The organism is Methylobacter marinus A45 (assembly GCF_000383855.1).
GTDB classification, from domain to species: Bacteria; Pseudomonadota; Gammaproteobacteria; order Methylococcales; family Methylomonadaceae; genus Methylobacter; species Methylobacter marinus.
Genome location: NZ_KB912877.1, coordinates 1,969,989 through 1,988,107 on the forward strand (window position 1 = coordinate 1,969,989; position 18,119 = coordinate 1,988,107).

Annotated in this window: 20 protein-coding genes; 9 read left to right on the forward strand and 11 right to left on the reverse strand. The window is 48.0% G+C overall.

The genetic code is table 11. From position 1 onward, the window contains the following. Positions 1–50: 50 nt before the first annotated feature. The 6 genes from thyA to dnaA form a co-directional block, all read right to left on the reverse strand. Positions 51–884, reverse strand: a complete 834-nt coding sequence (gene thyA / locus METMA_RS0109065) for a thymidylate synthase (protein ID WP_020158766.1) — start codon at positions 882–884, stop codon at positions 51–53. Further along, positions 881–1,663, reverse strand: a complete 783-nt coding sequence (lgt, locus tag METMA_RS0109070; RefSeq protein WP_020158767.1) for a prolipoprotein diacylglyceryl transferase — start codon at positions 1,661–1,663, stop codon at positions 881–883. The genes thyA and lgt overlap by 4 nt, the downstream gene beginning before the upstream one ends. Before the next feature lie 2 nt (positions 1,664–1,665). Further along, on the reverse strand, positions 1,666–4,080 hold the full coding sequence (gyrB, locus tag METMA_RS0109075) for a DNA topoisomerase (ATP-hydrolyzing) subunit B (RefSeq protein ID WP_020158768.1): 2,415 nt from the start codon (positions 4,078–4,080) through the stop codon (positions 1,666–1,668). Positions 4,081–4,126: 46 nt separating this feature from the next. Further along, positions 4,127–5,203, reverse strand: coding sequence for a DNA replication/repair protein RecF (gene recF, locus METMA_RS0109080; RefSeq protein ID WP_020158769.1), 1,077 nt, complete (start codon positions 5,201–5,203; stop codon positions 4,127–4,129). Between the two features lie 8 nt (positions 5,204–5,211). Beyond that, a complete protein-coding gene (gene dnaN / locus METMA_RS0109085) occupies positions 5,212–6,330 on the reverse strand; it encodes a DNA polymerase III subunit beta (protein WP_027147176.1) in 1,119 nt (372 codons plus the stop codon). A gap of 183 nt (positions 6,331–6,513) precedes the next feature. Then, a complete protein-coding gene (gene dnaA, locus METMA_RS0109090; RefSeq protein ID WP_020158771.1) occupies positions 6,514–7,830 on the reverse strand; it encodes a chromosomal replication initiator protein DnaA in 1,317 nt (438 codons plus the stop codon). 171 nt (positions 7,831–8,001) lie between these two features. On the opposite strand from dnaA, the gene rpmH reads away from it, so the two are divergent. The 9 genes from rpmH to METMA_RS24340 all read left to right on the forward strand — a co-directional run bounded on the left by rpmH (position 8,002) and on the right by METMA_RS24340 (position 14,828). After that, a complete protein-coding gene (gene rpmH / locus METMA_RS26370) occupies positions 8,002–8,136 on the forward strand; it encodes a 50S ribosomal protein L34 (RefSeq protein ID WP_081917941.1) in 135 nt (44 codons plus the stop codon). Positions 8,137–8,147: 11 nt separating this feature from the next. After that, positions 8,148–8,516 carry a ribonuclease P protein component gene (gene rnpA, locus METMA_RS26375; protein WP_020158772.1) on the forward strand — a complete coding sequence of 123 codons (369 nt, stop codon included), beginning with the start codon at positions 8,148–8,150 and terminating at the stop codon, positions 8,514–8,516. After that, positions 8,498–8,734 (forward strand): membrane protein insertion efficiency factor YidD, encoded by a 237-nt coding sequence (gene yidD / locus METMA_RS26380; RefSeq protein ID WP_084254106.1) that lies wholly within the window; start codon positions 8,498–8,500, stop codon positions 8,732–8,734. Before rnpA ends, yidD begins: the two co-directional genes overlap by 19 nt. Beyond that, positions 8,727–10,427 carry a membrane protein insertase YidC gene (gene yidC / locus METMA_RS0109100; protein WP_027147177.1) on the forward strand — a complete coding sequence of 567 codons (1,701 nt, stop codon included), beginning with the start codon at positions 8,727–8,729 and terminating at the stop codon, positions 10,425–10,427. Before yidD ends, yidC begins: the two co-directional genes overlap by 8 nt. A 9-nt stretch (positions 10,428–10,436) precedes the next feature. Further along, positions 10,437–11,786 carry a tRNA uridine-5-carboxymethylaminomethyl(34) synthesis GTPase MnmE gene (mnmE, locus tag METMA_RS0109105; protein ID WP_027147178.1) on the forward strand — a complete coding sequence of 450 codons (1,350 nt, stop codon included), beginning with the start codon at positions 10,437–10,439 and terminating at the stop codon, positions 11,784–11,786. A gap of 367 nt (positions 11,787–12,153) precedes the next feature. After that, positions 12,154–12,324 (forward strand): hypothetical protein, encoded by a 171-nt coding sequence (locus tag METMA_RS0109115; protein ID WP_156830476.1) that lies wholly within the window; start codon positions 12,154–12,156, stop codon positions 12,322–12,324. A 152-nt stretch (positions 12,325–12,476) separates the two neighbouring features. Further along, positions 12,477–12,986, forward strand: coding sequence for a restriction endonuclease subunit S (locus METMA_RS24335; RefSeq protein WP_020158777.1), 510 nt, complete (start codon positions 12,477–12,479; stop codon positions 12,984–12,986). After that, complete coding sequence (locus METMA_RS27475; protein ID WP_020158778.1) at positions 12,983–13,168, forward strand: AlbA family DNA-binding domain-containing protein; 186 nt, start codon at positions 12,983–12,985, stop codon at positions 13,166–13,168. Before METMA_RS24335 ends, METMA_RS27475 begins: the two co-directional genes overlap by 4 nt. A 247-nt stretch (positions 13,169–13,415) precedes the next feature. Continuing rightward, complete coding sequence (locus tag METMA_RS24340; RefSeq protein WP_198014488.1) at positions 13,416–14,828, forward strand: ATP-binding protein; 1,413 nt, start codon at positions 13,416–13,418, stop codon at positions 14,826–14,828. Between the two features lie 483 nt (positions 14,829–15,311). Here the strand turns inward: METMA_RS24340 and METMA_RS0109135 are convergent, their stop codons facing one another. The 5 genes from METMA_RS0109135 to METMA_RS0109155 all read right to left on the reverse strand — a co-directional run bounded on the left by METMA_RS0109135 (position 15,312) and on the right by METMA_RS0109155 (position 18,083). Further along, positions 15,312–15,695 carry a hypothetical protein gene (locus METMA_RS0109135; protein WP_020158781.1) on the reverse strand — a complete coding sequence of 128 codons (384 nt, stop codon included), beginning with the start codon at positions 15,693–15,695 and terminating at the stop codon, positions 15,312–15,314. Positions 15,696–15,936: 241 nt separating this feature from the next. Next, on the reverse strand, positions 15,937–16,320 hold the full coding sequence (locus METMA_RS0109140; RefSeq protein ID WP_020158782.1) for a hypothetical protein: 384 nt from the start codon (positions 16,318–16,320) through the stop codon (positions 15,937–15,939). 154 nt (positions 16,321–16,474) lie between these two features. After that, a complete protein-coding gene (locus METMA_RS0109145; RefSeq protein ID WP_020158783.1) occupies positions 16,475–16,666 on the reverse strand; it encodes a CPXCG motif-containing cysteine-rich protein in 192 nt (63 codons plus the stop codon). Positions 16,667–16,669: 3 nt separating this feature from the next. Further along, entirely contained in the window at positions 16,670–17,500 is an 831-nt protein-coding gene (locus tag METMA_RS0109150; protein WP_020158784.1) for an SDR family oxidoreductase, read from the reverse strand. Positions 17,501–17,507: 7 nt separating this feature from the next. Beyond that, a complete protein-coding gene (locus METMA_RS0109155) occupies positions 17,508–18,083 on the reverse strand; it encodes a DUF4124 domain-containing protein (RefSeq protein ID WP_020158785.1) in 576 nt (191 codons plus the stop codon). Positions 18,084–18,119: the final 36 nt, after the last annotated feature.

Sequence of the window (18,119 nt, forward strand, 5' to 3'; positions counted from 1 at the left end):
ATCCATTAATTACTAAGCTTCACCCATTCCAACAATCATTCCCTCGTCAATTAAATGGAAATTGGCGCTCTAATAGCCTCATGCGTCTGATAATCGGCAATCTCGAAATCGTCATACTGATAATCGAAAATTGATGCCGGCCTGCGTTTTATTTTCAGCGTCGGCAGCGCGTAAGGCTGACGCGTCAATTGTAGTTTGGCCTGTTCCTGATGGTTCAGGTAGAGGTGCACATCACCGCCGGTCCAGATGAAATCGCCGACTGCCAGATCGCTCTGCTGAGCCACCATATGGGTCAATAACGCATAACTGGCGATATTGAACGGCACTCCCAGAAACGTATCACAGCTGCGTTGGTAGAGCTGACAGGATAGCTTGCCGTCGGCCACATAGAATTGAAAAAACGCATGGCAGGGCGCCAGCGCCATTTTGCCCTGGGAGACATTCTGCTGCGGGCTGATGCGCTCATCGGGCAGGTCAGCCACATTCCAGGCCGAGACAATAATGCGCCGGCTGTTCGGCGTCTCTTTCAGTTGTTCGACAACCTGTTGGATCTGGTCTATGTGCCGACCGTCAGGCGTCGGCCACGAGCGCCATTGCCGCCCATACACCGGCCCAAGGTTCCCCTGTTCATCAGCCCATTCATCCCAGATGCTGACCTGATGCTGATGCAGATAAGCCAGATTCGTATCGCCTTTCAGAAACCACAGCAATTCATGAATGATCGATTTCAGATGGACTTTTTTGGTCGTGATCAGCGGAAAGCCCTGGTCCAGGGCGAAGCGCATCTGATGGCCGAAAATCGACAGCGTGCCGCTGCCTGTCCTGTCGCCTTTCAGGTGGCCATCCTTAAAGATTTTATCGAGCAGATCAAGATACGGTTTCATGCGCTTTTTCTGTGGGCAAAATAAAACATCAGGGCGCCGATGATGATCATGGGCGTGGACAGGATCTGGCCCATGGTCACCCAGTCCAGCGCCAGATATCCCAAATGCGCATCGGGCATTCTGAAGAATTCGACGAAAAACCGGAAGCAGCCGTACAGCATGACCGCAAGGCCGGTCGTCGCCATGGTCGGCCTGGGCTTGCGGCTATAAATCCAGAGAATCGTGAATAACACGATGCCTTCCAGAAACGCCTCGTACAGTTGTGAGGGGTGCCGCGGCAGCGGTCCGCCGTTCGGAAATACCATGCCCCAGGGCACATCGGTGGTGCGGCCCCACAGTTCCGAGTTGATGAAATTACCGATGCGGCCTGCGCCCAGGCCGATAGGCGCCAGCGGCGCGATGATGTCGGTCAGCTGCATCATCGTGCACTGTTGTTTCCTGGCGAACAGCCACATCGCGACAAATACGCCCAGCATGCCGCCATGGAACGACATGCCGCCCTGCCAGATCTTGAACAGGACCAGCGGATCATTCAGAAATTCGCCGAAGCCGTAGAACAGGATATAGCCGATTCTGCCGCCCAGAATCACGCCCAGGGCGCCGTAGGTCACCAGGTCTTCAATCGCCTCGGGCTTGATGGGCGACCAGGGCTGTTCGGCTCTTTTTTTGCCCAGCACCCAGACGGCGGCAAAGCCGATCAGGTACATCAGGCCGTACCAGTGAATTTTCAAAGGGCCGATACTAATGGCAATCGGGTCGATATTCGGATAACTCAGCATAATTACACGTCCAGATTAGTCACATCCAAGGCATTTTTAACGATGAAGTCCCTGCGCGGCTCGACCACATCGCCCATCAGCGTGGTAAAAATTTCATCAGCCGCAATCACATCCTCGATTCTGACTTGCAGCAGCCGACGGTTGTTGGCATCGAGCGTGGTTTCCCACAGCTGTTCCGGATTCATTTCGCCCAGACCTTTGTAACGCTGGATGTGCTGGCCTTTTTTGACTTCCCGCATCATCCATTCAAACGCTTGCTTGAAGCTGCCGACCTGCTGCTGGCGTTCACCCATCTGAATGAAGGAGTGCTCGCTGAACATACCGGTGGTATCCTGCGCATACTGCGCGATTTGCTTGTAGTCCTTGCCGGCAAAAAACGCCGCCGTCAGGACAAAGGTTTTTGTGATGCCATGCAGGCGTTTGTTGACGACGACAGAGAAATCATTGCCGGCCTTATAATCGAGTTCTATTGCAAACACCGCTTCGCCGGTTTTCTGATTCAGCTGCCGTTCCAGCTCGCTTAGCCAGTCAGCAAGCTTTTCCCGGTCCTGTTTAATCTCATCATCCAGCACACCCATAACAGCCAATTGCTCCAGGAAGCTTTCATCGTAGCGTCTGAATAACCGATTGATGGTAGCGACAACGCCGGTGTATTCCCGGGCCAGTTTTTCCAGGCCCTGACCCTGGATCGGCGGGGCCGAGGCATCGGTAAACAACTGCGCCTTGTCGAGCGCCAGTTGAATCAGGTATTCATTTAATTGCATATCGTCTTTGACGTAATGCTCCTGCTTGCCTTTCTTGACTTTGTATAGCGGCGGCTGGGCGATATAGATATAGCCTTTCTCGACGATTTCAGGCAGCTGGCGGTAAAAGAACGTCAACAGCAAGGTGCGAATGTGCGAACCGTCGACGTCGGCATCGGTCATGATGATGATGCGGTGGTAACGCAGTTTGTCCAGGTTGTATTCATCCTTGCCGATGCCGCAGCCTAAGGCCGTGATTAATGTGCCGACTTCTTCGGATGAGATCATTTTATCGAAACGCGCTTTCTCGACATTCAGAATCTTGCCTTTCAGCGGCAGAATGGCCTGGGTTCTGCGGTCCCTGCCCTGTTTGGCCGAGCCGCCGGCCGAGTCCCCTTCCACGATAAACAGTTCGGATAGAGCAGGGTCTTTTTCCTGGCAGTCGGCCAGCTTTCCCGGCAGGCCGGCAATATCCAGCGTGGTTTTGCGCCGCGTCATTTCACGGGCGCGGCGCGCGGCTTCCCTGGCCCGGGCCGCGTCGACGATTTTGCCGGTGATAGCTTTGGCGATCTGCGGCCGTTCCAGCAAAAACTCCTGCAATTTCTCATTCATGGTCGATTCGACCAGCGGTTTGACTTCCGATGAAACCAGTTTGTCCTTGGTTTGCGAGGAAAACTTCGGATCCGGCACCTTGACCGACAGCACGGCGGTCAGGCCCTCCCGGGCGTCATCGCCGGTAGTGGCAACCTTTTCCTTTTTCGCCAGGCCACTGGTTTCGATGTATTGATTGATCGTGCGTGTCAGCGCGCTTCTGAAACCGGCCAGATGCGTGCCGCCGTCGCGCTGCGGGATGTTGTTGGTGTAGCAGAATACGTTTTCCTGGTAGGAATCGTTCCATTGCATCGCCACTTCGACGGTGACGCCTTCTTTTTCGGCGACAAAATGGAATACCTCCGGGAACAGCGGCGTCTTGTTCTTGTTCAGGTGCTCGACAAAGGCGCTGATGCCGCCTTCAAACTCGAACACATCGCTCTTGTCGTTGCGCTCGTCCTCGAGGATGATGCGCACGCCCGAATTCAGGAATGACAGCTCCCTGAGCCTCTTCGCCAGAATATCGTAGTGGAATTCCACATCGCTGAACGTCTGGGAGCTGGGCTTGAAGTTGATCAAGGTGCCGCTGCCTTCGGCGGGCCCGACAACCTGTAAAGGCGCGACCGGCTCGCCCATGATGTATTTTTGTTTATGCAACTGGCCGTTCTTGCGTATTTCCAGATTCAATTCTTCCGACAAGGCATTCACGACCGAGACACCGACGCCATGCAAGCCGCCTGATACCTTATAGGCATTGTCATCGAACTTGCCGCCGGCATGCAGCACGGTCATAATCACTTCCGCCGCCGAACGCCCCTCCTCCTCGTGAATATCGACCGGAATGCCGCGCCCGTCATCGGTTACTGAAACCGAGCCGTTACTATGAATAATCACTCTGACTTCCTTGCAGTAACCGGCCAAGGCTTCGTCTATGGAATTATCCACGACTTCAAAAACCATATGATGCAAACCGGAGCCGTCATCGGTATCGCCAATATACATGCCCGGCCGTTTTCTTACTGCATCCAGCCCTTTTAAAACTTGAATGTTGGAACTGTCGTATTGATCGTTGTGATTACTCATGTAGTTGTCCGCTTTCTGTTGTTGCCGTAATGTTCCACGTGAAACATTACATGGGTTTTATATGTCCATGTTCCACGTGGAACATTTTATATTCTTTTAACCGGCTTAAATCGCCAAGATCAGCCTGTTCGGTTGCCGTGATGAAAACCTGACATTGTAACTCAGCAAGATAAGCAAGTAGCTTGGCCCGGTTCGTCACGTCCAACTCGGCCGCAAAATCATCCACCAGAATACAGCCGATATTGCCGCGCTCGTTAGCCAGCAGTTGAACCTGTGCAAGTTTCAGGCTCAATACCAGCAGTTTCAGCTGGCCGCGTGAAACAAAATCTTTTGCCAGTCTGGCATTAACCAATAATTGAAAGTCTGCACGATGCGGTCCACTGTGGGTAAATCCATATCGCAGATCCTTATCCATGTCTTCGGTCAAAACCTGCTGAAAGGGCTTTGAGCCATCCCATCCCGCAGTCAACAGGATGTCTATGCAGCCGATGTCGAGAAACCGCTTGATAATCTCAATAAAAACAGGCTTTAACTTTTGCAGGTACTGCTGGCGGTAGTTATCGACTATTGTACCGTAATAAACCAGTTCTTTATCCCAAACATTGATTTGTTCAAGCTGCTTGGTTTTTAATAAGGAATTACGCTGCAATAATGCTTTTTTGAATCTGCGCCAGACCGGCAAAAAATTCGCCTGGTCGTTAAAGACGCCCCAGTCTATAAATTCGCGCCTGATCTGCGGGCCGGCGTCGAGCAATTCATAACTTTTCGGATGTATCAATTGCATAGGCAGCGCATAGGCTAAATCCGACTTTTTCTGTCTGGATTGCTGGTTGATACGAATTTCAAAATCCTTGCCATCCAGTTGAATGCCCAAATGGCAATGGCTGCCATCCGGTTGCAGCGCTTGCGCGGAAACGATTAAATGCGATTGATCGAAACTGATAACCGGCTTGATGGATGTGGAACGGAAAGATCGGGCCCGACCGAGAATGAAAATAGCTTCTATCAGCGAGCTTTTGCCGCTGGCATTTTCTCCAACAACGAAATTGATTGTTGGAGAAGGTCTGATGGATTCTTGATGGATATTCCTGACATGGTAAATATCCAGTTTCAACAAACTCATCCGTAATATTACAGCCTCATCGGCATGACAATAAATTTGTAGGAAGAATCATTGGGTTCATCGATGAAGCAAGTGCTGGCATTACTGGCAATAGTCAATACCGCCAACTCCGAATCCAGGTTGGAGACGGCATCCAGCAAATACTGCGCATTGAAGGCGATCGATAAAGGCTCGCCGGCGTATTCGATAAAAAGCTCTTCCTCGGCTTCGTCATGCTCGGGATTGTGCGTGCTGATTCTTAAACTGCCGGACGAAATGTCCAGCGTGACGCCCTTGAATTTTTCGTTGGACAGGATCGCAACGCGGGTTAAAGCTTCCTTCAGTTGCTGTTTTTGAATATGGATCTGATTGAAAAACGCCTGCTGGAACACCTTGCTGAAATCGGGATACTTTGAATCGACCAGTTTGGCCGAAAACACCAGATTCTTGATAAAGATCCGGATGTTGTTGCCGGAAAACTCGACTCTCAACTCGGCGTCCGGATCATCGAGTAAACGGCTCAGTTCCAGAACGCCTTTCCTGGGCAGGATGATTCGCGCTTCATAGCCGGTCGCCTGATCCAACTGGTCTTCATAAATCGACAAGCGATGTCCGTCCGAGGCCACCAGCTTCAATTTGCTGTTGGAAATATGCAGCAACAGGCCGTTCAGATAATAACGGACATCCTGATTGGCCATACAGAATATGGTTTTCTCCAGCGCCCTTTTAAATTTGCCGGCATTGATAAAGAATTGATGCTCGAATTCCGATTCGGCAAATTCCGGATAATTGTCCGCCGGCAGGCAGCTTAAGGAAAAGCGGCTGCGGTTGGACAGGATTTTGACTTTCGCACCATCCCTGGCGACATCATCTTCCTGTTCAAATTTGATTTCGGCACCGCTGGGCAATAACCGGCAGATATCCAGGAATTTTCTCGCCGGAACCGTGATCGATCCGGATGTCGCGGTGCCGATGTCGATTTTGGCCACGATCTGAATCTCCAGATCCGTACCGGTCAAAATCAGCCGATTGTCTTCGATTACCATCAGCACATTGGAGAGAATCGGCATGGTCTGCCTTTTTTCTATGACGCTGACTATTTGCTGTAGGGGCGTTAAAAGCTCTTCTCTATTAATAATAAAGTTCATAAAAGAATATTTTTCTGTTATTACTAGCTTGCATGAAACTGTTGATAACTCTAATTATACCTTAATAATCAATCAGCTAGCCTGTTATAAATAATGTGTTTAAAGTTGTAACTGCTTGTGTTCCGGCTGTAGTTAAAAACGGGCTGTTAGTAAGGCACCGGTTTATCCACAGCTTGTGCACGATTAATGCGATAAAGTTCTCAACAGATTGGAATAGTCTTCGGCCACCTTACTATCGGCTTCCTTGAGTTCACTGATGCGCTTGCAGGCATTCATGACCGTCGTGTGATCACGGCCGCCGAAAGCCTCGCCGATTTCCGGAAAACTGTGCGAAGTCAGTTCCCTGGCCAGCGACATGGCCATTTGCCGCGGCCGGGTAATGGATTGCCGTCTGTTTTTGGAGGACAGATCGGCCACGCGGATTTTGAAATACTCGGCCACGGTCTTTTGAATGTTGTCTATGTTGACCAGTTTGTCCTGCAGGGAGATCAGATCATGCAGCGCTTCCTTGGTAAACTCGGTCGTGATTTCGCGCCCCGTGAATTGCGCATTGGCAATCACGCGCCTTAACGCGCCTTCCAGGTCGCGGACATTGGACGGAATTCTTTTCGCGATAAAAAACGCGACTTCCTGAGGCAAATCCACATTCGCCAGATGCGCTTTTTTCATCAAGATCGCGGCCCGGGTTTCCATGTCCGGCGGTTCGATGGAAACAGGAAGCCCCCAACCGAATCGCGATTTCAAGCGGTCTTCAAGTCCGATGATTTCCTTCGGGTATTTATCGCAGGTTAAAACCACCTGATGTTTTTTTTCCAGCAAGGTATTGAAGGTATGGAAAAACTCTTCCTGCGAGCGTTCCTTGCCAGCGAAGAATTGAATGTCGTCGATCAGCAGCACGTCCACGCCGCGATAATATTCCTTAAAGGTATTGATGGAGTTTTGCTGCAACGCTTTGACCATATCCTGGACGAATTTTTCCGAATGCAGGTAAACAATCGTGGCCGACGGATTTTTTTGCAGAACGGCATTGCCTATCGCATGCATCATATGGGTCTTGCCCAATCCTGAACTGCCGTAAATCAGCAACGGGTTATAAGCCTTGCCGATGTTTTCGGAAACCTGGATCGATGCGGCCTTGGCCAACTGATTGGATTTGCCTTCGACAAAATTGTCGAAAGTAAAAGCCTTATTAAGAAAGTTGGGGCTGGCTTTTTTGGTTTCGGCCGGTTTGGCGATCGTTGCGGCGGTGGATACGGTGGATTTTTTAGAGCCGATCTCAAGAATCAGACCTAATTCACCATTGGAAAATTCATGAATGGTTTCTTCAATTTTGGCAAAATGATGTTGCTTGACCCAGTCCAGTACAAAGCGATTTGGCGCCAGCAGTTTGATTTGTCCGTCGCTTTCTATGGCCTGAAGCGGCCGTATCCATGTACTGAAATCCGAACTGGAGATTTCATTTTCAAGTTTAGAAAGGCAGTTATTCCAAATTGAGCTCATTGAAGTATATAAGATATTGATTTTTAATTAGTGAAGGAATTTTGCTTGGCTGCCACTATACAGCAATAAAACAATGCACTACAGAATTGACAGGGCTATGTTCTTTATTTTATCATCCAACGTCTTTTTTATCCGTTTTTGTTAACCCTAATCTGATCAGGTCCTGAATCAATGAAAAGAACATACCAACCCAGTAAAATCAAACGCGCCAGAACTCACGGTTTCCGCGCCAGAATGGCGACAGTCGGCGGACGAAGAGTGATCAACGCTCGCAGAGCAAAAGGTCGCGCCAAATTAACGGTTTAACTAACCGGTATGTGGCTGAGAAAGTTTTCGGTTTTCCCCCACAGTTACGGTTAAAGAAACCGGCTGAATATAAAAAGGTTTTTGCTAAGCCTGTAAAATCAAGCGATCAGTATTTCACGCTGTTAGCCATCAGGAATGATCTTGATCATCCGAGGCTAGGCTTAGCAATTGCCAAAAAAAATATAAAAAAGGCAATACAACGGAATGTAATTAAACGTATTGTCCGGGAAAGCTATCGATTAAAGCAACAAAGCATAGGAAATATAGACATTGTTGTCTTGGCTCGCAGGGATGCAGCAGATGCTCCGCCGGACTTGCTAAGAAAGTCTTTGGAAAGGCATTGGCTTAAATTGGTAACCCGATGCGATTCATACTCATAACATTCATAAAGTTTTACAAGTACTTTATTAGCCCCTTACTTGGCAATAATTGTCGCTTCTATCCCAGTTGTTCCGCTTATGCCTTGGAAGCGCTTCAGCTCCATGGCGCCGTAACCGGCACCTATCTCACGCTCAGAAGATTATCAAAATGCCACCCTTTTCATGAAGGTGGCATTGATCCTGTTCCAGAAAAATTTGGTAATAATAAGAATGGATAATATTAGATTTGTATTAATCGTTACTTTTGCAATGCTCGTTTTTATGCTGTGGCAGGCGTGGCAGGTGGACTACGGCCCCAAACCGCCCGTTGCAGTAACAGATCCCAATACTACGAACACGAAAGAAGATCTGCCAACCGCTACCGGCGGCGTTGCGCCGACGGAAACCGCGAAACAGGAATCCTCGGCGGTACCGTCCGTCGCCGTGCCTTCGGCTAAAATCATCAAAGTAAAAACCGATGTCCTGGACTTGGAAATAGATACCTTGGGCGGCACGCTGCGTAATCTGGATCTGTTGGAATATCCGGTGGAAAAAGAAAATACCATCGTCAACCGCCTGCGCGACATGCTTGGCCTGTCGGTTTCGGAAAAAAATCTTGCGCCAACGCGGTTATTCGACAGCAACCCGGACAAATTATTTTTGGCGCAAAGCGGCTTGATTGCCGATAGCGGTTCAACAGTCGCGGCTACTCACCATACCGTTTTCAATAGCGAAAAAGACAGTTACGTACTGGAACCTGGCCAGGACACGTTGACGGTGCCATTGACCTGGACCGACAGCAGTGGTCTGGCGGTAACTAAAATGTTTACATTTAAACGCGGCAGTTATCAAATCGGCCTGGAACAGAAAGTACAGAACAATTCCGCCCAACCCTGGACCGGCAGACAATACAGCCAGCTGATGCGCGTGCCTTATCAGGATGAGAAAGGCAATACTTTTATCAGAACCTATACAGGCGGCGTCTTTTATACCGAGGAAGAAAAATATCAGAAAGTGGACTTCGATGATATGGCCGAGGAGAATCTGAGCGTCAAGACTACAGGCGGCTGGACAGGCATGATTCAGCATTATTTCGCGGCTGTATGGATTCCGCCGGCCGATCAGGAAAACCATTTTTACACGAAGGAGCTGAAAGACTGGCGCTATGTGATTGGCGCTTATTCAGAGCCTATGACTGTCGCCAGCAATGCCGATGTCCGGTTTACCTCGCAATTATTTGCCGGTCCTAAAATTCAGCCGATGATGGAAGACATCGCCAAAGGCTTGGAACTGACGGTTGATTACGGCTGGCTGACTTTTATCGGCAAGCCTATTTACTGGCTGCTGAACCAGATATATGACGTGGTGGGCAACTGGGGCTGGTCCATTATCGGCGTGACCTTATGCATTAAGCTGCTGTTCTTCAAACTGTCGCAAGCCAGTTTCCGGTCAATGGCAAAGATGCGCAAAATTCAGCCGCGTCTTAAAGAAATGCAGGAACGCTTTGCCGATGACAGGCCTCGTTTCAATAAAGAAATGATGGACATGTACAAACGCGAAAAGGTCAACCCCTTAGGCGGCTGTCTGCCTATTTTGATCCAGATCCCGGTGTTTATTTCCCTGTACTGGGTACTGGTTGAAACGGTGGAACTCCGCCAGGCGCCTTTCATGTTGTGGATACAGGATTTGTCGGCCATGGATCCTTTTTATGTCTTGCCTGTGCTGATGGGTATCACCATGAAAATCCAGCAAAGTCTGAATCCGGCGCCGATTGACCCGATTCAGGCCAAGATCATGAAAATGTTCCCTATCGTGTTCACTATTTTCTTCCTGTTCTTTCCGGCCGGTCTGGTTTTATATTGGGTTGTTAACAATACATTGTCTATCATTCAGCAATCGTATATTACCCGCCAGATCAATGAAGAAGCATAATTTGTATTAGTGAACTTCGACTCTTTCGATACCATTGCAGCAATTGCAACACCGCCAGGGAATGGCGGTGTCGGTATTATCCGCATTTCAGGCCCTGATGTTACGGCCATAGCCAAACAGCTGATCACCAAACCCCTACAGCCTAGATTGGCGCTGTTTTCGGCTTTTCTCGATGAAAACGGTTCGGCGATCGATTCCGGCATCGCGATTTATTTTCCCGCCCCTGCTTCCTACACCGGTGAAGATGTCCTTGAACTTCAAGGGCACGGTGGTTCCGTGGTATTGGATATGCTGCTGCGGCGGGTTCTGTCGCTGGGCATTCGATTAGCCAATCCCGGTGAATTTACCGAGCGCGCCTTCCTGAATAACAAACTTGATCTGGCACAGGCCGAGGCCGTCGCCGATTTAATAGAAAGCAGCACCGAGCAATCCGTGCGCTCCGCGCAAAAATCCATGCAGGGCGTTTTTTCGGAGCAGATCAATGCGCTGGTCGCCGAGCTGACGGAACTGCGCACCTATGTCGAAGCCGCCATCGATTTTGTCGATGAAGAAATCGACTTTCTAAGCGATGGGGTCGTGGAAAACCGCATCATCCGTTTATTGGAGCGCATCGAACAGATCCAGGCTACGGCCCGGCAAGGCCGCCTGTTACGCGATGGCATGACCGTCGTGCTGGCGGGCAAACCCAATGCCGGCAAATCCAGCCTGCTCAATGCCCTGGCCGGACATGACGCGGCCATCGTCACCGATATCGCCGGCACGACCCGGGATGTGCTAAGAGAGCGGATTCAGCTTGATGGCATGCCTTTGCATGTGATCGATACGGCCGGTTTGAGAGAAAGCGACAATGCCGTGGAAAAAGAAGGCATACGCCGGGCACAGGAAGAAATCAAGCAGGCTGACAGAATTCTGTTGCTGCTGGACAGCCGAGACAGCGAAGATGAACAGCAACTGCTGCCCTATTTGCCGGAAAATGTCAGCCTCACCCGGATTTATAACAAAATAGATTTAACCGCCAGGGAACCTGAGATAAGGCAGACAACGGCAGGTTGTGAAATTCACCTGTCCGTTAAAACAGGTGCCGGCATGGAACTGCTCAGACAGCATCTGAAACAGTGCATGGGCTACCAGGAACAGACCGATAATGTGTTTATAGCCCGAAGACGCCATATTGAAGCTCTAGGAAAAGGCTATGACTTTGTCCTGAGTGCGTTGCATCAATTGCAGGGCAGCCAGGCCGGCGAACTGGTCGCGGAAGATTTAAGGCAGGCTCAGAACAGTCTGGGGGAAATTACCGGAAAATTTACATCCGATGATTTGTTGGGGAAAATATTTTCCAGTTTCTGTATCGGAAAGTGATTGTTGTATCACGTCATTTCAGGTCATTTCATAACTCATTAAATTACAATAACTGGTAATTTTAACAAGGCAAGCGCATATAATTTTCAGGCTGAGAAGATAATTTTTTCTCTATACGAATCGCTTAAAAGCAGCTTCAAAACGCTTTTCTTCATACTCATTTTAGTAAGGTTCCTTTTTAGCAAGTTGATCAATAGTCTTGCCATCACACGCGCCATACAATCATGCGAGCGATGAAAAAGTTTCCTGTAAACTTAATGACATGGTTCTATTGAAAAATAGTTTTAGTATCGCTGATTTTTAAATCAATTTATATGCGCTTGCCCTGCCAGGATTTCTTATGCAAGAGCCCTGCAATGAGGTTCTTATGTATAAGAATCAATTTTTTGCTATTTCTCCGCATGAAGCAGCGTACTTTGGGGAAAATGCAGAAAGCTTGTTATACAAATTCTATAAAACGGATAGTTTCATGGCATTAGAACCCGAGGCAAGGAAAATCATTGATCAGCTATTAACAGCCGCCGGCTGGGTTATCTAAAGTCAACATTCATGCCAGTCGCGGTGTCGCCATTCGGGATTTCCCTTAAAACCAGGATACGGCGTCGCCGACTATCTGCTTTATATCGACGGCAAGGCGGGCACCACCTTATGGGCAACTGTTGATCAAATAGGTGATATTCAGTTAGTAAAATGCTTGATAGGCAAAAATTTAAATCAGACCATGAGCTTAGACAGGGTGATGTTCTAGTTTGTGAAGGTGGAGAGCCAGGAAGGACGGCTGTTTGGAAGAGTCCAGATCCGGAAATGAAATACCAAAAGGCTTTACACAGAGTCCATTTCTTCAGTGGTTATAATCCTAAATCACTGGTTTTTTCTTTAGAATATTTAGCAAAGACTGGAAAACTCGAATATTGGTTTACAGGTAGTACGATTAAACATTTCATGAGAGAATCTTTCTCAACACTTACTTTATCTATACCCCCTCTAGCCGAGCAACTTCAAATCATTTCAGAAATAGAACGTCGCCTCTCGATCGCCGACGAGATCGAGCAGCAAATCAATACCAACCTGAAGCGCGCCGAGCGCATGCGCCAGTCAATCCTGAAAAAAGCCTTTAGTGGCAGACTGGTTCCGCAAGACCCTGATGATGAACCCGCTGGCGTATTACTGGAAAAAATAAAGCAAGGGCAGAGCGCATGACCGAAGCGGAACTGTTGAATCAGCTCGATCTCGGAGAAGACCAGGAAATCGAATTCAAGTCGGCCGACGGCGGGCTGCCGAAATCCCTATGGGAAACCCTCTCTTCATTCGCCAATAGCGAGGGCGGTTATCTGGTTTTAGGCGTGCAGGAGAAAAAAGGCAAGCTGGATATTGGGCATTAAAAATCCGGAAGCGCAACGTAAAGCCTTTTGGGACGGCCATAATGACGCCAGAAAACTCAGCACGCCACTGTGTCATGAAGACGATATAAAAATCTTAACAGTACAGGGCAAATCGCTGTTATTGATACGCGTACCTCAAGCTTCTCGCATGCAGCGCCCGGTCTATATCAATGGCAATCCATTAATAGGTACCTACAAACGCAACTATGAAGGCGATTACCGCTGCACCGAAACAGAAGTGCGGCAAATGTTGCGTGATGCCAGTGACGAGCCGCAGGATTACGGTATTATTGAAAACTTTACGATAGAGGATCTGGATTCCGACACCCTCAAGGCTTATCGCAATCGGTTCGTGTCCAGAGAGCCGGATCATCCATTCTTGGCGCTGGACAATCAAGGCTTGTTGGAGAAACTGAATGGTTGGCGACGCAACCGCAAGACGGGGCAAGAAGGGCTGACTCTGGCCGGTCTGTTTATGTTCGGCAAGGAACAAAGCATTCTTGAGGCTTTTCCGCATTATCAGCTGGATTACCAGGAGCATCTGTCCGATGATCCTGAAGTGCGCTGGACTTATCGCCTGACCCTGGATGGCCGCTGGGAAAGCAACATTTTTAATTTCTATGCGCGGGTTTATCGGCGTTTAACCGACGATCTGGATGTGCCGTTCAAGCTGGACACCCAGGGCATCAGGCAAGGTGAAACGCATGTTCATGAAGCGTTGCGCGAAGCACTGATCAACTGTCTGGTACATGCCGATCATCGTTCCACACGCCCGATTAAAATAGTCAAACGGCGCGACCGAATAGAGTTTTTAAATCCCGGCCGTTTGCGGATTTCGCTGGATCAACTCTATGAAGGTGGTCTTAGTGATCCGCGTAATCCGGCCATGCTGAAAATGTTTCAGTTATTGGGCTTGGGCGAGAAATCGGGATCGGGCATGCCGAAAATCCTGCGCGCATGGCGCGAACAATCGTGGCTGAAGCCTTTGGTCAGTGAGAAGCTGGATTTAGATATGACCCAGATGACCCTGCCGGTCATCAGTCTGATACCTGAAGAAATCGATCAGGAGATTAAAGATATTGTCGGTGATGCTTACAGTTATTTGTCCGAGCTTGACCGATTTATCCTGGTTTTGGCGCATCGCTTTGGAAAAATAGGTAATGCCGATATCAAGCTTCATCGCCCTGAACATCCTCGCGAAATTGGTGATCATTTAAAAAATTTAGTACAGCAAGGATGCCTCAAGCAATCAGGAAATGGGCGGGGAACGCGTTATTCTTTACAAGGCAAAATAGTGCCGGATTTGTTCTCTGAAATGGACATTAACTCCGAGCATTATCAAAGGAAGTCCGAACATAAGGAGACTAGCTTCGAACATAATGGCAGCAACTCCGAACATTATGCACATTTGTTAAGTCTTGCAGAGCCAATAAGAAATAAGCAGCGCACGGCCCCGGAGCAGGTGAAATCTGTCATTATACAATTGTGTGCTGATGAATTTTTATCGCTCCGAACATTAGCCGAATTATTAAATCGGGCACCAGATAGCGTCAGAAACCACTATATCAAGCCTATGCTTAAAGCGGGTTTGTTAGAAGCTCGCTATCCAATACAACATAATCATCCTCAACAAGCTTATAAAACCAGGATAGAACATTAATGAGTCCCGCCAACATCGTACAAAAACTCTGGAATTACTGCGACGTGCTACGTGATGATGGCATGAGCTATGGTGATCATGTCGAGCAACTGACTGATTTGATGTTTCTAAAATGGCCGATGAGCGTACCAAGCCGCCTTATAACCAGGCCAGGCTGATACCGGAAAACTACAACTGGCAAAAATTGAAAGCCAGAGACGGTGTGTCAAAGAGCGTTGAAAACTTGTCTCATCCGACAATTTAAATTCTTAAATCTTAAATTCCTGCTGTTCCCCAAATTCACTTTGGTTAATCAAGTAGCAAACAATGTCAGCTTAAATCGCTGCAACTGCGATTAATGGATAATTGATAGGACTGGGATTTTACTTTCCGGATTGAAAATAAAATCAGGGGTTATTGAAAAATGCTTCAGGAGGTAGCCAAGGAAGGAGAGTAGCAGCTATATCAGGCAACTGGAAGCTGTCCTGATATAGCTTGGCGTTCTTACAATAATCCTTTCAGATCACTGAAAGCTTTTGAAGCATCTTGCAATTCTTGTTCTGCTTCTTGTAAAGAGTTCTTTTTAGCATGTGAGCGTGCACTTTTCAGTTTGCCGTTCGCTCTTGAGCGTGCTACGTCTACTTTGTCATTAGCATTGATTTCTTTACTTGTATCTGACGCTTCTTTAATCAAATCAGCAACAGCAGCGCCTTCTGCTCCGCTATTGATAGCGTCTATCGCTGCCTTGATTTTGCCTACAGTCATATCGATCGCATCAGCTGGCGCGTATACGATTCTGCCTGGATCTTCAGCAAACGCAGAAGATGAAACAGCTCCCATTGATGTTGCGATCAATAAAGACAGTAAGACTTTTTTTAAGATTTTCATTTTGCACTAATCCCACAAGTTGTAGTTATTTCAAGTTATATTGGCAGTATAACTATCTATTTTCATGGTCAAGAGTTATCTACCGGCGGTAATTCTAACACATTTTGAGCATTTTCAATGACCAAGAGGATTGAAAAAGCAGAATAGGCGGATTTTAGCGACTTAAATTAAAGCCGGTGGCGGGATTTCAAAAGAGTCGGATTCGATCATAAGAACAATCAAATCCGACATTATTCAGGTATTAATGAGTTTTAGCGTATATTTCTTTTATCTCTTGAAAACCGGCTAAAGCTTCTTTTAACTGCTGTTCTGAGGCTTTCATATCATTATTACGAGCTTCAATACGTGCCGCTTTCAATTTTGAACTGGCTTTATTGCGTTTTAAATCAAGCTCATTATTAGAGATATTTTTTTGCATTTGGCGCGCGTCATTAATCAAAGACATAACGGCTTCGTTATCGGCACCATTTTCAATGGCGGCAATGGATTCTTCCACTTTAGCGACAGTATCATCGATAGCAACTTTTACTTCTTCGCCTGTTGGATTTTTAGCAAAAGCTGTGGAAGCCGAAGCCAGGGAAATGGTTACAAATAAAGAGACTGCTATTTTTTTTAATGCTTTCATTGGGCTATAAACCTCAGATATTTATTTATGGGGTTCAGACATAACGATTAAAATGAGAGTTTATGCGGGAAAGCAAGAATTCAAATTAATTAATGGCTACGCAGAGCGCGGCATTCTAGCACAGAAAAAAATTAAAACTGAATGATAATGAATATTATTCATTATCCCTTTTAATAGTAAGGTAAATTTCTCCGGCCTCGTCGACGGCTAATATAAATAAGATCGGGGCACAGCAAACCGAACAATCTTCATAATATTCCTGCGGGCCGGAAGAAGTATCCACAAGAATATCAATAAGTTCGCCGCAATAGGGGCAGACAACATCGACTTCTTTCAGGTCATGCACGCGTCATACCTTTCGCAGCAGCCCGTCCATCCAGGAAATGGGCAATATGCGCTTAAGAAAAGCAAAGGCATAGGTCGGGGTTGTCACGTAATAACGCAGCTTAGGCCGCTTGGCTTCCAAGGCATGAATGACTTTTTCAGAGACGGCTTCGGCGGGCAGCGTGAATGGCGCGGCCGGGCCTTCTTTCTGCAGGCGTGCCTCCATGGCTTTATACGTTTCCTTATGGAAACTATGCGTCGGATCTATATTTTTCTTATACAGTTCAAACGCGTTTTTTCTGAAATCGCTCAGGATCGGACCTGGCTCTATCAGCGAGATATGGATATTGCTGCCGTGCAGCTCGAGTCGTAATGTGTCGGCCAAACCTTCCAGCGCGAATTTGCTGGCATTGTAAGCCCCACGATAAGTCATGGCGACCAGCCCCAATATCGAGCTGTTATAGATAATGCGCCCATGGCCCTGCTGGCGCATCACGGGAATAAGCAGGTTAGTCAGCTCATGAGTGCCGAACAGGTTGGTTTCAAATTGACTGCGCAAGGCATCGCGGCTTAAATCCTCCACCGCGCCAGGCTGTCCAAAAGCCCCGTTATTGAACAGCGCATCTATTCTTCCGTCCGTTAAGGCTATGACTTGCCTGACCGCCTGGCGGATACTGTCGCTGTCTGCCAGATCCAGCTGGACGGCAGTGAAACCTTCCCGGCTCAACCGGGCGACACTTTCAGGCTTTCTTGCCGAAGCGATAACATTATGGCCGCGTTTTTTTAATTCGACAGCCGTGACATATCCAATGCCGCTGGAGCAGCCCGTAATTAATATGGTTTTTGGAGAATTCATAGAATAGTTACTGAGTTAATTCCTGTTCTGTTAAATAAACACTTTTACCGCTGCTGCAATTGATTAAAAAGACCAGCGCATCCCGGCTGCTTTTTGCATTCAGTTCCGATGCTTCAACGCGGCCGCATTGCCCGGTGGCCAGAGCCTGTTCCGCCGCCTGTCTTCTCAAGCGCTCGATATCCGGCAAGCGGTCCTGGTAATTTTGGGCCACATCCGGCAATTGGCCGGGCAGATAAGGAGGAATTGCATAAGCGGAAAACTTTTCCGGATTATTTTTGATAAGCAATTGATTTTTGGCGCTTTCATCGGCGGCCGCCTTGTGTAATTGGGCCTGTTGCTGCTTAAGTTTCTCCCGTTCAAGTTTGTCTTGATCAAGTTTTTTACGCTGTTCTTCCTGTTGTTTTCGTTGTTCATCCAGATCGGTAGCGCTGCCGGTTTTAACATTCAATTCGACATTGCTCTGCCCGGCCAGGCATGGGGTCGATTGATAAGCTGTTTTGCCGTCGCTCCCCGTACATTTATAAACGCCGGCAGCCGCATGGGCGGAAAAAAGAATTCCCAAAAAAACCAGTATGAATCGCATCGTACTCCCCAGTGATGTTACGTGAAAGTCAAATTA